We start from the raw sequence: 13,913 nt of genomic DNA, 5'->3' as shown, positions 1-13,913 counted from the left end.
CCGGGCAGCAGGCGGCTAGTCGCGGGTGGCCCGGTCGATGGCCTCGGCGGCCACTTCGCCAAGCAGTGCGATCTCGTCGGGCTCGATCACGTAGGGCGGCATCCAGTAGAGGACGTTGCCGATCGGGCGCATCAGCACGCCGCGCTCCAGCGCATGGCGGTAGGCGATCAGGCCCCGGCGCTCCTGCCAAGGGAAGGGGGTCTTCAGGCCCGGATCCCGGACCATCTCCATGGCCAGGATCATGCCCTGCTGGCGCACCTCGCCGACGTGCGGGTGCCCGGCCAGGGGCGCGGCGGCCTCGGCCATGCGCTGTGCCGTCTCGCGGTTGCGGGCGAGGACATCGTCGCTGTCGAAGATCCCCAGCGTGGCCAGGGCCGCGGCGCAGGCCAGCGGGTTGCCGGTGTAGCTGTGCGAGTGCAGGAAGCCGGTGAGCCGGGTGAAGTCGTCGAAGAACGCCTGGTAGACCGGCTCGGTGAGCAGGACCGCGGCCAGGGGCAGGTAACCCCCGGTGATGCCCTTGGAGACGCACATGAAATCCGGCGCGATGCCCGCCTGCTCGCAGGCGAACAGGGTCCCGGTGCGGCCGAAGCCGGTGGCGATCTCGTCGGCGATCAGGTGCACCCCGTGGCGGTCGCACGCCTCGCGCAGCCGCTGCAGATAGACCGGGTCGTACATGCGCATGCCACCGGCCCCCTGGACCAGGGGCTCGAGGATCACCGCCGCCGTCTCGTGGCCGTGCTCCTGGAGGGCTGCCTCCATGTGGACGAACATCTGCTCGGAGTGCTCCGCCCAGCTGGTGCCGGGCTCACGGTGGAAACAGTCCGGTGACGGCACCGTGATCGGCTCCATGAGCAGTGGCTCGTACGCGTCCTTGAACACGCCCACGTCGCCGACGCTCAGCGCGCCGATGGTGTCGCCGTGGTAGCTGTTGGAGAGGTTGATGTAGCGCGTCTTCTCCGGGTGCCCGGTGTTGCGCCAGTAGTGGTGGCTCATCTTCAGGGCCACCTCGATGCTCGAGGAGCCGTTGTCGGTGAAGAAGACCCGCTCGAGTCCCTTGGGGCTGAGCGCTACCAGCCGCTCGGCCAGCTGCACCGCCGGTTCGTGGGAGCAGCCGGCCAGGATCACGTGCTCAAGCCGCTCGAGTTGGCCGCGGACGGCCTCGTTGATGCGCGGGTTGCAGTGCCCGAACAGGTTCACCCACCAGGAGCTGATGGCGTCCAGGTACCACTTGCCGTCGCGGTCCTTAAGCCACGCCCCGCGGCCTTCCTCCACCGGAATCAGGGGCAGGCCGTCGTGGTGGTCCTTCATCTGCGTGGTCGGGTGGAACAGGACGTTCAGGTCGCGGCGGATCAGTTCGCTATTGCGGTCGCTCATGGCGGGGCTCCGGGCAGTCGTGGGTCGCGGCTCGCCGGACGAGAGTCTGCCTCCTGTCGGGAGGTGGGTCTACCGCCCGGGGAGAATCCTTACGTTTTGCACTGTTGACGGCGCACGGGCGGTGGGTGTTCCGTAAAGCTTGCAACCAGGGATGGGATAGCACAGGAGAACGTTCGTCATGGAAGATGAACCGGTCCTTGGCCCCGCCAATGTGGGGCTGTACGCCGCCACCGCCGCCTGCTGGGCGGAGGTTCTCACCACCACGCCGCAGGGCCGGGCCACCCGCGTGGCCGTCGAAACCCCGGAGGGGATCAGCGAATGGCCGGTGGCCGGCCACGCCCGCGAGCTGGCCTCGCTCAAGCCCGGCGACCGGGTGGTGGCGCTGCTCGATCCGGCCGATCGGGGACTCTACCTAGTCCATGCCCTCGCCGACGCTGACGAGCCGCCCCGCGCCGCGCTCGAGCGGCGCCCCGACGGCAGCTACCTGCTGCGCGGCGGGCACGGCGGCATCCGCCTGGAGGTGGCCGGCGCCGAGCTGGAACTCGGTGCCGACGGCACCGTCCGCATCGACGCCGAGGCGGTAGAGACCCGGGCCCGCGGCGAGTACCGCATCCGCGGGGCACGCGTCGCCATCAACTGAGGCCTGCGCCGATGCTGTCCGTTTCGGTGCAGGGGCCGCTGGACGCGCGCGCCTGGGCGGACCTCGACGCCGCTGGGCGCCCGGGGATCGTGGTGGCGGTCAAGGCCGGCTTCTTCCGCGGTGGGGCGGCCGGCGCGCTGCACCTCGACGATGCACCACCGGCGCTGGAGCCCGCCGAGCGCTACGCCGGGGATCCCGCCGACAGTGCGCCGGTGGCTGCCTCCGAGTGCGTCCCCTTCAAGCAGGGTTGCGACTGCCTGCTTCACGGTGCCGTGCAGCCGCCGCCGGGCCAGGACTGCGCGACGGCCTGCCTGAGCGTCGAGGACGCCGGCGGCCGGCCCTGCCTGGCGCCCAAGCGGGTCTGGGCCGTCGGCGAGCGGGCGCCGCGCGGGTCCAGCCCGCCCCGGCCCCTGGAGCTCCCGGTGCCGCTCACCTACGAGTTGGCCTACGGCGGGCCACCGGGTGGGCCCCGGCATCGGCGCTATGCCCGCAATCCGGTCGGGCGGGGGCACCGGACCGTGTGGCTGGGTGCCGCCGCCGGGCCGCAGCCCCGGTTGCTGTGGGATGGTCAGCGCGCGACCCGGCGCGGGGCCCCGGCTGGTTTCGGCCCGCTGGCCGCCGCCTGGGCCCCCCGGGCCCGGCGCTTCGGCCAGCTGGACGCCGAGGCCTACCGGCAGGGCCGGCTGCGCTACCGGCGCCTACCGCATCCCGATGCCTGGAACGCCGCCCCTGCGGATCAGCGCATCGCTGCCCCACTGCAGGGCGGTGAGCGCATCCGTCTGCAGGGGGTGATCCCGGATGCGGAGCCGGAGCGCACCGTCACCTGGCGGCTGCCCGGCGGTGGCCCGCAGGTCACCCTGTGCCGGCCCGGGCGTGGGCGGCGGGTACCGGTGCACGCCGACACCCTGGGCATCGACGCCGATGCTGCCCGGGTGTGGGTCGTCTGGCGGGGCTGGCTGGCGGAGCCATCGCCGGGGCCGGGCTGGGCGCTGCGCGTGGACACTGGTGGCCTGGAAAGGGGTGAGCGATGAGCCGTACCACGCCCGCTGCCGTGTTCGTCCAGCCGCTGGCTGTCCAGCACGCCGCCGGCGCCGATCCCGCCACCCTGGCCTGCGCGGTGGTTGATGGCCACCGCATCGCGCAGCCCGAGGTCCTCGGCGAGGCGCCGCAGGAGCCAATCCCGGTGTTCAGCGATCCGGCCCGGGAGGGCGATGGCTACGCGGCACGGATGGAGCGCCTGCTCGGCGACAGCGCGGCCCGGCTCCGCGAACGGCTGGCGACAGCGGAGCCCGCGGCGGCAGTGCTCCTGCCGCCGGGCCCGCACCGGCCCGGGGCGTGCTGGGCACGGCGTGACCGGTTGGTCGGGGAGCTGGTAGAGCGGGTGCCGGCCCTGCGGCGAGTCCGCTGGTGGCGGCCGCAGGGGGCGATGGCGCCCCTGCAGCTGCTTCACCGCGCCGTTCAGGCGGTGGTCGAGCGCCGCCTGACAAGCATCCTGATCGGTGGCTTGGATGCCTGTGCCGCCCCGGCCGCCTGCGCCGACCCAAGGGTCCGTCGCCAGTGTCTCCCTGCCGTCGACGGGCCGGCGGCCGCGGATGGTGCCGCCTTCCTGCTACTGCACGGTGACCGCGGGGCCGGGGCGGCAGATGTGCGGCTCCGGCGTTTTGCCCTGGGCGGTCCGCCGGAGCAGCCGGGAGCCTGGCAACGGGTGCTCCAGACGGCGGTGCCGGAGGCGGAGGAGGGCGGCGACCGGGCCGAGCTCCACGGATTCGGCCGGACCCCGGCCGAACGCCACGCCTGGGCGAACGCGCGCCGCCTAGTGCCCGCTCTGCGCCGGGAGCCCGTCGCGGCGCGCCACCTCGTCTGGCGGGCCCTGGGCTTCGCCGGGGCCGCCACGCTGCCCCTGCAGCTGGTGGCGGCGGCCGGTCTGTTGCGCGTCGCGTCAGGCCCGCAGCGGGTTCTCCTCACGGCCGTGGGCGGCGGAGTTGCCGGCGCCCTGGAACTGCGACGACCCGGCGAAGGTGGGGGAGAGGCTGGCGGGTCGCGCGGGGAGGCATCCGCATGAGCCGGCCCACGGTCACCGCCAATGGCCGCACCCTGGTGCACGCCGGCTCGGGCGGCGAGTTGCTGACCACCGACGTCTGCCGCACTACGGTGGGCAGCTCGACGGTGTCGATCCCCTATCTCAACGTCGCCGAGTCTCGCGACGCCGCGGCCACCGCCGGCACGGTCTTCGTCGAGGGGCACCCGGTTTGTACCGAGGGCTCGCAGTTCGCGCGCTCCCGCGGTGACGAGGGCGGCGATAAAGGGGGCACCGTCTCCGGGACGATCACCGGGCCGGCCACCTTCCTCCCCGGTAGCGGCTCGCCGGATGTCTTCGTCGAAGGTATGCCGGTGGCCCGGGCCCTCGACCCGATGGTAGCCAATCACGAGAACACCCCGCCGGCCCCGCTGCTTCAGGAGCAGCTGCCGCCGAGCACCCTGGCCGGCGGCGACCCGGCCCCGGCCTCCCACCCCCGGCCGCAGACGCGCGTCGACATCTGCGGCGGACCCGATGCCCCTCTGCCCGGGGAGGTGGTGGCCGAGCCCGAGCAGGACGACTGGTTCCGCAGTCGGGCCCTGCGCTGGAGCGTCCACGACGGCGAGGGGTGGGTGGCGCGGATCGAGGAGCTCCCGGAGGGCCCCGGTGCGCTGAGGCTGAGCCTGATCGACGCCGACCGGCACCACGGGTTCTGCAAGATCCCCCTCACCCGTGGGGCCGAGCAGCCGGTCTGGCTCCCGGAGGACGAGGCGGAGGCCGCCGCCTCGCCGCCTACGGTCCTGATGCCCACCCTGGTGCGCTTTGCCCGCAACGCCGAGCTGCGCCACCGGGACGCCGGTTTCGGCTTCGGCGGCTGGCTCTACCTGTTCCGCCGGGAGGGCGGCCGGCGGTACCTGTGGCGCGAGTGCTACGTCCATCCCCGCGGGCGCCTCCACGAGGTCAACCTGGCCTACGAGCGCGGCGACGTGCGGCGCCCGGGCGGCGAGGGGCGGCCGGTGCTGCTGCTGCCGATGCGCGTCGGGGGCGCACCGGTGAGTCTGGAGGGGCTGTTCTCGGCCGTGCAGCTGCCCTGGGCGCGGGTAGCGGCCGCCGGTGGGCTTGCCCCTGATGACCCCCGTGCCGGTGCCCACGACGCAGCGCCGCCGGATGCCGAGCCGCCCGCCGAGGACCGCTTCTTCCCGATCGATCCTGCCGATAGGGCCGACACCGGGCCCGGCGATTCGGGGCGGATCGGTGCGAGCGGCGCCTTCTGCGACGCCGAGGCCGAGGAGGGGGAGTCCGAACCGGTGCGCGAGGACCTCAGCCCCTACGCCGACGACGGCCTGGCGGTGCTCTACCTCGACGATCCCCTGGGTGAGGCGCGTCGGCTGGCCCGCGAGCAGGCGGCGCTGGCGGATCATCTCGAGGCCCTGGTCGTCGGGCTGCAGACCGGCACCGACCCGGAGCGTCTGGCCGCCGGGGCGACGCCCGAGGTGGATGAGCAGCAGCTGGCGGCGGCCGAGTCGCTCCACGCGGTGGCGGCGGGGACCTTCCGGCTGGCCTTCGTAGAGGAGCGCCTGGGTCCCGGCGAGCGGTCGCCGGACCGCGAGTTTCTCGAACGGTTGCTCGGCGTGGCCGAGCGCAGCGAGCTCCGCGCCGCCCTCCGCCGGGTACGTCGCCAGCGGTTGGCGTTGCTCGGCAGTCAGCGTTACGCCGACGCCCTGGCGGACTACGTCGACAACAGCCCGCGGCGGATCCTAGAGGGCCTGGCCGCCCTGGGGGTGCACTTCCATGAGCTGGCGGTGCCGGCAGACGCAGCCGACGGCCACATCGGCGATACCCCGGAGGCCGAGGGCGAGGCGGACACCGCCGACCTGGAGCAGGCCCGTGCCCTGTTGCGCACCGTCCTCGCTGCCGAGGGCGAGCCGGCCGGGCTGGCCCGGGTGGCGGCGCGCCTGCTGCCGGCGGAGCCCCTGGCCTTGGGCGCCGGGGCACGGGGGTCGGGTTTGCCGCGCCCGACCCGGGATCTGGAAATCCAGCTCGCCCGGGCTCCGCGGCGGCTCCAGGCGGGGGAGCGTTGCTGCGACCTGGCCGAGCAGCGCCGTGCGGTGACCGCCGACGATGCGGCGGAGGTCCTGTACCTGCTGCTGAGCACCTTTGCCGAGCCGGTGACCTACCAGGGGGACGCCCTTGAGCACGTGCTGCGCATCACCCGGCGCTTCCGCGAGCTGCCCGGCTTGTCCCTGCTGGCCGGGCTGGAAGTGACCACGGTCAGCTACCCGGCACCCGACCTTGATGGCGTCCCGCTCGCCGAGCTCCAGCGCCGGGCCGGGGCGCCAGCAGGTGGCGAGACCCGGACCCTGCGCATCGAGCACCAGGGCCACGAGCGGCGCTTCCGCATCCTTGCCGCAGGCACCCCGGACTACCACGCCGTCACCGCCGATGCTGGCCATGGCCTGCTACAGATCCTCGGCAGCCCGCGCGCCGCCGAGTTGCGCATCGAGGAGGAGGTCCGCGTCCGCGAGCTGCGTTCCACCCGCATGCCGGAGGGACGCCTGGCCGACCTGGCCGAACGCCTCTCCACCAGCTCCGGCGGCCACGCACTGCGCAGCGTCTTCGGCGCCCTGGAGCTGATCAACATCGGCCAGGCCGTGCGCCAGACCCGCACCGAGGACTGGTACCACATCGCCGGGGCCGTAGCCTCCTCCCTGACCCTGGCCGAGCTCCTGGCCCAGACCCGGTTGGCCTATCTGAAGCCGCGGATCCCGTTGGGGGACCCGCGGTACGCGCGCATGGAGCGGCTTGCGTCCCGGGTCAATTGGTTCGGCAGGACGGCAGCCTTTGCGAGTGCGGCGTATGCCTGGGGAGCGGCTTCAGGACGGTACGGACGGGATGACCAGATGGCTGGTCGCACATGGCTTATCGCCGGGATGATGTATAGCGCAGCCGGGATTTTCTGGCTTTCAAGTGGTGGTGTTCTAGGCGCAGCTTTCCTTGTGGCTGGTATTGCTCTTTCCGGGATGGCTTCACTTTTAACCGACGCCCGGTTTGCGGACTTCTGCCGCAATGGCCCCTTCACCGCATCGGCACGGCAGCGGCTGGGGGCATCGGCCGGGGATCCGGGGTGGGCCTGGGTCGCCCGGGCGGTGGAGGCCGGGCCGCAGCCCCGGCGGCCCGCCGAAGTCGGCAGCTGGGACGACTGGCCGGCCGTGGCTGCCTGGTGGCAGCGGGTCCTGCACCGGCCGCCGCTGCGGGTGGCCGCCGAGTACAGCCAGCAGCTGGGCGGTCGCGGTGGCCTGCGTCAGGTCCGCCTGACCCTGGAGGGGGTGGTCTGGCGGCGGGACCGCCTGGAGTGCCGGGTCCTGCGCTGTCCCGAGAGCGGCGCTGGCGGAGAGCTCACCCCGCTGCCGCCCGCCTTCCTTGAGGCGGAGCCCCTGGGGGCGCCGGGCGCCCTGAGCCTGACGCTCTCCTGGGACCAGGTGTCGGTCCCGGCGGGGTGGCGCGGCGAGCTGTATTTCCTCGTCCGCCAGCGGGTGGCGCCGGCGGCCGGTGGTGGTGGTGACGACTCCCTGCCGGAGCCCGAGGCGGACGGGACACCTCGCTACTGGGTGGCCCGGGTGCCGGTACCCGCCTGGCACGGCCGGGCCGAGGCCGCGGTGCTTGCCCGTGCCCTCACCGTGGAGGAGGTACTTACCCGGGCGGCGGGCGATCAGGGGACGGGGGCGTGACAGGGAGGGCTCGATGGCACTGACGTTCTACCGGCCGCCGTTGATCAGTCGCTGGCTGGCCCGCCGTTCGGCCTTAAGGCCCTGGCTGGCCAAGGATCTGGGCCGTTTGCCCTCTTGGCCAATAATAGACTGGACACTACAACAAGCTCCTGCCTCGGCTAGGGCAGATGACAGTCGCATCGAGATAGCTTGTAAGTGTGATTCGGGCGATGTGGTTTTCTCTCCGCTTGTCGCGGGTGGCTCCTATCTGCTTTTGCTCGTGGCAGGATCAGCGATTTCGGTGCACGGCACTTTTATAGAGTATCCGTCTGGTTTTGCCGTGTTGACCGGCGCCCTTGCTCTCCTCTCCCTGCTGCTGGCCTTCCTGCCGGCGTATGCCCTGGCCATCGCCCTGCGCCAGTTGCGCAGCTATATCCGCATGCGCCGGGGCAAGCGGCCCCCGCACACGGTGACCTTCGATCGTCGCAACCAGACCGTCTCCCTCCCGCCGGTTGGTGAAGGCGAATACATCGAGGTGCCCTGGCAGGAGCTACAGGTCATCCCCGAGTACAGTCCGGGGTCCTACGGCGGTCATTTCGGCGGGTTCAGCGCCCTCCGCCCGGACAATCACCTCAGTGTGCCGTTGGGGCGGCTGCAGGAGGAGTGGGACTTCTACTGCTGGTACATGGACCCGCGCAAGCCGCTGCCGCCGGGGCGGGTGTTCGATCCGTACCGCAAGCGGGACGACGAGCGACGCGCCCGGGAGTACGGCCCCGAGGTGCTGCGCCGTTACCCGAGCGCCTTCACGGACGGCAGCCTGGAGCCGGCCGGGCGTCGTCGACAGGGCGGGTATTCCAGCTAGGTGTCGATCAGCCCGCCGGCCAGCCGGGCCGCGCCCACGGCGGCCTCAGCCTCCTCGGCAGCGCTGACGGGCACGCCCAGGTAGCGGCTGCGGATCCGCGTCCAGGCCGGGTTGGCGGCGCCGCCGCCCACCGTGATCACGCGCTCCAGCGCCGGTGCGCCTAGCTCCTGCAGTCGGCGATAACCCTCGGCTTCCACGGCGGCGACGCCCTCCATCAGCCCTTGGAGGAAGCGGACCGGGTCTTCGGGACGGGGTTCCAGTCGCGGTTGCAGCTGCGGGTCGGCGTAGGGGAAGCGCTCGCCGACGGCTGGCAACGGGTAGTAGTCCAGGCCGGTGTCGTGGTCCGGGTCAAGCCGGGCGCTCAGGGCCTCTAGCTCCGCTTCGCTGAAGTAGCGAGTCAGGATGCCAGCGCCGCAGTTCGAGGCACCACCGGCGAGGAACTGATCGCCCAGGCGGTGGCTGTAGACCCCGTGTTCCGGGGCGAAGACCGGCTGGCGGCTCACCTGTTTCAGGGCCAGCGTCGTGCCCAGCGAAGTGACAGCCTCTCCGCCGACGCGGGCGCCGGTGGCCAGGAAACCGGCGATGGAGTCGGTGGTGCCGGCGACGATCTGGCAATCGTCGCGCAGGTACGTGGCCCGGGCCACCTCGGCGCGGATCGTGCCGATGGCGGTGCCCGGTTCGAAAGCGGCGGGCAAGCAGTCGTCGGGCAGGGGTACCCTCTGGAGCCAGTCCGGCCAGCACCGGCTGACCGGATCGTAACCCAGCTTCAGGGCGTTGTTCTCGTCGGTGCAGTCGAAACGCCCGCACAGCCGCCCGGCGATCCAGTCGGTCTGGGTCAGCAGCTGGCACGGGCCGCGCAACCCGTAGAGCGCGGCCAGGTGCAGGGCGCGGGCCAGGCCGGAGCTGCTGCCGTGGGCGCCGCTCGTCGCCGGCGCCTGGTGGGCGACCACCGCCGCCCAGGTGCCGGCGGCAGGCTCGTTGTAGCGCATAGCGCGGGTCAGTGGCGTGCCATCGGTGGCGGTCCAGACAACGGTGCCGGACGTGCCGTCCACGGCCACCCGGCCGACCGGTCGCCGCGTCTCGGCCACGGCCCGGGCCAGGGCCGAGCGGGCGACCACCCACCAGGTCTCCGGATCGGCGGGCATGACGCCGTCCGGCCACTCGGCCCGGGCGCGGCTGAGTACCCCGCCCTGGTGGTCGACCACCGCCGCCCGGCACCCGGAGGTGCCGACGTCGAGTCCGGCACTGGCGTATCTGCGGTTCGATGCCACGGCTTGAGCTGCGCTATGGTGTGAGCCTGGCGACCAGTATCACGCAATCCGATAGCCACACGCGAGAGGAGGCCCATGTCCCAGTCCAGCAAGCCGTGGACCCAGTCCATGCCCGAAGAGCAGTTCCAGCGCATGCGCGACGTCCTCGCCGCGCCCAGCCCCGTTGGCCTCGAAGGGGCCATGACCTACGGGGTGCTCAAGCCGTACTTCGACTCGTTCGCGCCTGCCGACTGGCGCGTGCACCAGTTCCAGGGGCACGCCGGGATCGTCCTCGATACCCACCCGAGGCGGGACGACCTGTTCAAGGTGATGGTGGTCGGCCACGCCGACAAGATCCGCATGCAGGTGCGTAGCATCGGCGACGACGGCAAGGTCTGGATCGACAGCGACTCCTTCCTGCCCGGCACGCTGATCGGCCACGAGGTCACCCTGTTCAGCGAGGCCCCGGAGAACCCCGGTGCTTACCGGCGCATCGAGGGCGGCACGATCGAGGCCCTAGGGGCCATCCACTTCGCCGACGAGGAGACCCGCACCGGGCGTAAGGGCGTCAAGAAGGAGCAGCTCTACCTGGAGCTGCAGGTCCACGGCGAGAACAAGAAGAAGCAGGTCGAGGGGCTGGGCGTCCGCCCCGGTGATCCGATCCTCCTCAACCGGCCTATCCGCCGTGGGTTCAGCCCGGACACCTTCTACGGGGCCTACCTGGACAACGGCCTGGGGTGCTTCACCACTGCCGAGGCTGCGCACCAGATCGCCCAGGCCGGCGGCGCTCGCAACGTGCGCATGCTCTTCGCCATCGCCAGTTACGAGGAGATCGGCCGCTTCGGCAGCCGCGTACTGGCCAGCGAGCTGCGCCCGGATGCACTGATCGCCGTGGACGTGGACCAGGACTACGTTGCCGCCCCCGGGGTTTCGGACAAGCGCTTCCAGCCGCTGACCATGGGGGCCGGGGTGACCTACACCGTCGGTGCCGTGGCCAGCGAGCAGCTCAACGCCGTGATCCAGCGCGTGGCCAGCGAGCAGGAGATCCCTGTCCAGCGCGACGTCAGCGGTCGCGATACCGGCACCGACGGCATGGCCGGGGTGCTCGGCAACGTCGATTGCACCGCCGCCTCGCTGGGGATCCCGGTGCGCAACATGCACACCATTTCGGAGAGCGGCCACACCGGCGATGTGCTGGCGGCCATCCACTTGGTCACCGGGACCCTGCAGGCCCTCGATGCTCAGGACGACGGCAGCGGCCGACTGCGCGACACCTTCCGCCAGGGTCATCCGCGGTTGGATCAGGCGGCAGGGCTGGCGCACCCGGGGCCCACCGCCAAGGGTGTCAAGGACGCCTAGCGGTCAGCGCCTGGGTAGTGGGGATCAAAAAAGGGGGGTGCCGCCGCGGCGACACCCCCCTTTCACCCGGTCTGCGGGTGCCGGTTGCCGGCGTCAGGCGGCGCGCCCGGGACGCCCGCCCTGACCGCGGCGCGGGTTGCCGCGCCCGGGGTTGCCGCCGCCGCGGCGGGCCGGCTCGAAGCCCTGGGCGATCTGCGCCGGGATCTCGCGCTTGACCAGCCGCTGGATGGCCTTGAATTGGCCGCGCTCCTCGCCGCCGACCAGCGACCAGGCCTCCCCGCTGTCCCCGCCGCGACCAGTGCGGCCGATGCGGTGGATGTAGTCCTCGGGGTTGTTGGGCAGATCGTAGTTGACCACGTGGGGCAGGCCGGCGATGTCCAGCCCGCGGGCGGCCACATCGGTGGCGACCAGGGCGCGGACCGACTTGCGCTTGAACGCGGCCAGGGCCCGGCCGCGCTGCCCCTGGCTCTTGTCGCCGTGGATCGACTGCGAGCGGATGCCCTCGCGCTCCAGCTGCTCGGCCAGGCGGTCGGCGCCGCGCTTGGTGCGGGTGAAGACCAGCACCTGGCGCCAGTCGCCGTCATTGATCAGCTGGGTGAGCAGCTCGCGCTTGCGCCCGGCATCCACAAAGTAGGCGCCCTGTTCCACCGCCTCGGCGGCGGCATTGGCGGTGCCGGTCTCGATGACCGTCGGATCGTTGAGGAAACGGCGCGCCAGGCCGCCCACGGCGCCGGAGAACGTCGCCGAGAAGAGCAGAGTCTGCCGGTGGTTCGGCACCGACTTCAGGATCCGCTCGATGGCCGGCTTGAAGCCCATATCGAGCATGCGGTCGGCCTCGTCAAGGATCAGCATGTCGACCTGACGCAGGTCCACGTTGCCCCGGTCCAGGTGGTCGATCAGCCGGCCCGGCGTCGCAACCACGATGTCCACCCCACGGCGCAGCGCGGCAGTCTGCTTGCCCATCGGTGCGCCGCCGTAGATCTCCGTGGAGCGCAGCGGCAGGTGGCGGCCGTAGGTGTCCACGCTGGCGCTGACCTGCGCCGCCAGCTCGCGGGTGGGGGTCAGCACCAGGGCGCGGATGCGGCGCTGGCCCTGCTGCGGAGCGGTGTCGGTCAGGCGCTGGAGCAGCGGCAGGGTGAACGCGGCGGTCTTGCCGGTGCCGGTCTGGGCGCTGGCCATGACATCGCCGCCGCCGAGTACCGCCGGGATGGCCTGAGCCTGGATGGCGGTCGGTTGATCGTAGCCCTGCTGGGCGACGGCGCGGAGCAGTTCTTGGGAGAGGCCGAGGTTATCAAAGGTCATAGAGACACTCCTGAATCAGGACACGCCAAGGCGCCGACGCAAGCGCCGGTAGTGAAAGGAACATCGAGGAAAGGCCTTGGCGGATCGATCCACGACCGGTTCGAGGGTACCGGGCCGGGATCACGCAGGAGCGTCGGGCGGTAACCTGGGGCGCCAATTTCGGGGGCGCCTCTGCAAACACGGGTGGACTGTACCACAGTGGAATCGGGAAGGGGAGGAGAATCGTCCATGAAGATTGCGGTGTTTGGTGGGACCCGTGGCGTCGGGGCCGAGGCGGTGCGCCAGGCCCTGGCGCGCGGATGGCGGTGTCGGGTGCTGGCGCGCAGCGCGGACCGGGTACCGGAACTCCCTGGGGTCGAGGTGGTGGTTGGCGACGTGCTCGACCCGGAGGCCGTGGGGCGGACGCTCTACGACTGCGACGGCGCGGTCATCGCCCTGGGGCAGACCCGGCGCAACCCGCCGCGGTTGTGTAGCGAGGGCACCCGGGTGATCGTCGATGCGATGCAACAGCAGGGTGTCCCCCGGGTGGTGGCGATCTCGGCCATGGGGGTCGGTGACAGCTACGCCCAGGTCTCGGTGGTCTTCCGGCTGCTGATTCGTACCCTGATGAAGGAGCTGATGATGGACAAGGAGCGTCTCGAGCGGATCCTGCGCTACAGCGACCGCGACTGGGTGGTGGTTCGCCCGGGGCGGCTGACCCACCGTCCGGCCCGCGGGCAGTGGCGCGCCGGAACCGACCGGGAGACCGGCGCCGGCTCGGTGAGCCGAGCCGATGTGGCCACCTTCCTGCTCGATCAGCTGAGCGAGGATCGCTACCTGCGCCAGACCCCCTACATCACCGGCTGAGCCCCGCGGGCGGCAGGGGCGGCCGACGGCCCCGGCCCGCCGCGGCGGCGTGGCGGTGCCGGGGAGGGGTGGCTACCATAGACGGTGCTACAGGTACATCGAGCCGGATCAGGGAGGTCAGCCATGGGGCAGTCCGACGGGAAACGCCTGGACGCCATCGTCGCCCGGGCCCAGCAGGAGCGCGCCGAGCGCGAGCGCGGCTACCGGGAGAAGGCGCTGAAGCTCTTCCCTTGGGTGTGCGGCCGTTGCGGGCGCGAGTTCGACCGGCGCAACGTGCGCGAGCTTACCGTCCACCACATCGACCACAACCACGACCACAACCCGGAGGACGGCAGCAACTGGGAGCTGCTGTGCCTCTATTGCCACGACCACGAGCATCAGCGCGAGATCGGTCCGGCCACCGGCCCGGAAGCACCGCGCAAGAAGGGGCGCGGCGCCGCTCCCCAGGCGACGCACACGCCCTTCGCCGGGCTCGGTGATCTGCTTGGGCGCGATCCGGAGCAGGGCAGCGACTGATCCCGCCCGTGCCCTGCCGCTGGGTCAGCCGCCAAGAGAG

Annotated in this window: 11 protein-coding genes; 8 read left to right on the top strand and 3 right to left on the bottom strand. The window is 72.1% G+C overall.

The features are described from left to right. Nucleotides 1-15: 15 nt before the first annotated feature. A complete protein-coding gene (locus CCR79_RS05235) occupies nucleotides 16-1,374 on the bottom strand; it encodes an adenosylmethionine--8-amino-7-oxononanoate transaminase (protein WP_201169533.1) in 1,359 nt (452 codons plus the stop codon). 178 nt (nucleotides 1,375-1,552) lie between these two features. On the opposite strand from CCR79_RS05235, the gene CCR79_RS05230 reads away from it, so the two are divergent. The 5 genes from CCR79_RS05230 to CCR79_RS05210 all read left to right on the top strand — a co-directional run bounded on the left by CCR79_RS05230 (nucleotide 1,553) and on the right by CCR79_RS05210 (nucleotide 8,600). Next, a complete protein-coding gene (locus CCR79_RS05230; protein WP_201169530.1) occupies nucleotides 1,553-2,014 on the top strand; it encodes a hypothetical protein in 462 nt (153 codons plus the stop codon). Between the two features lie 11 nt (nucleotides 2,015-2,025). Further along, a complete protein-coding gene (locus CCR79_RS05225) occupies nucleotides 2,026-3,045 on the top strand; it encodes a DUF2169 domain-containing protein (RefSeq protein ID WP_201169527.1) in 1,020 nt (339 codons plus the stop codon). Continuing rightward, nucleotides 3,042-4,076 carry a hypothetical protein gene (locus tag CCR79_RS05220; protein WP_201169524.1) on the top strand — a complete coding sequence of 345 codons (1,035 nt, stop codon included), beginning with the start codon at nucleotides 3,042-3,044 and terminating at the stop codon, nucleotides 4,074-4,076. Before CCR79_RS05225 ends, CCR79_RS05220 begins: the two co-directional genes overlap by 4 nt. Beyond that, a complete protein-coding gene (locus tag CCR79_RS05215) occupies nucleotides 4,073-7,759 on the top strand; it encodes a PAAR-like domain-containing protein (protein ID WP_201169521.1) in 3,687 nt (1,228 codons plus the stop codon). Before CCR79_RS05220 ends, CCR79_RS05215 begins: the two co-directional genes overlap by 4 nt. A 322-nt stretch (nucleotides 7,760-8,081) precedes the next feature. Then, on the top strand, nucleotides 8,082-8,600 hold the full coding sequence (locus tag CCR79_RS05210; protein WP_201169518.1) for a hypothetical protein: 519 nt from the start codon (nucleotides 8,082-8,084) through the stop codon (nucleotides 8,598-8,600). Here the strand turns inward: CCR79_RS05210 and CCR79_RS05205 are convergent. Next, nucleotides 8,597-9,871, bottom strand: a complete 1,275-nt coding sequence (locus tag CCR79_RS05205; RefSeq protein ID WP_201169515.1) for an FGGY-family carbohydrate kinase — start codon at nucleotides 9,869-9,871, stop codon at nucleotides 8,597-8,599. The two genes, CCR79_RS05210 and CCR79_RS05205, sit on opposite strands and share 4 nt — an antisense overlap. A 75-nt stretch (nucleotides 9,872-9,946) precedes the next feature. Between CCR79_RS05205 and CCR79_RS05200 the strand changes: the two genes are divergently transcribed. Further along, on the top strand, nucleotides 9,947-11,209 hold the full coding sequence (locus tag CCR79_RS05200; RefSeq protein ID WP_201169512.1) for a M20/M25/M40 family metallo-hydrolase: 1,263 nt from the start codon (nucleotides 9,947-9,949) through the stop codon (nucleotides 11,207-11,209). Between the two features lie 93 nt (nucleotides 11,210-11,302). Here the strand turns inward: CCR79_RS05200 and CCR79_RS05195 are convergent, their stop codons facing one another. Next, on the bottom strand, nucleotides 11,303-12,511 hold the full coding sequence (locus CCR79_RS05195) for a DEAD/DEAH box helicase (protein ID WP_201169509.1): 1,209 nt from the start codon (nucleotides 12,509-12,511) through the stop codon (nucleotides 11,303-11,305). Between the two features lie 228 nt (nucleotides 12,512-12,739). Here CCR79_RS05195 and CCR79_RS05190 point away from each other — a divergent pair, with 228 nt between their 5' ends. After that, nucleotides 12,740-13,357, top strand: coding sequence for an NAD(P)-dependent oxidoreductase (locus CCR79_RS05190; protein WP_201169507.1), 618 nt, complete (start codon nucleotides 12,740-12,742; stop codon nucleotides 13,355-13,357). 123 nt (nucleotides 13,358-13,480) lie between these two features. Beyond that, nucleotides 13,481-13,873, top strand: coding sequence for a YajD family HNH nuclease (locus CCR79_RS05185; RefSeq protein WP_201169506.1), 393 nt, complete (start codon nucleotides 13,481-13,483; stop codon nucleotides 13,871-13,873). The last annotated feature ends 40 nt before the right edge of the window (nucleotides 13,874-13,913 follow it).

Origin of the sequence: Halorhodospira halophila, assembly GCF_016653405.1 — a bacterium.
Classification (GTDB): Bacteria; Pseudomonadota; Gammaproteobacteria; order Nitrococcales; family Halorhodospiraceae; genus Halorhodospira; species Halorhodospira halophila_A.
Note: the sequence above shows the minus strand (reverse complement) of the source record. Positions and strands in the feature narration are given on the sequence as shown.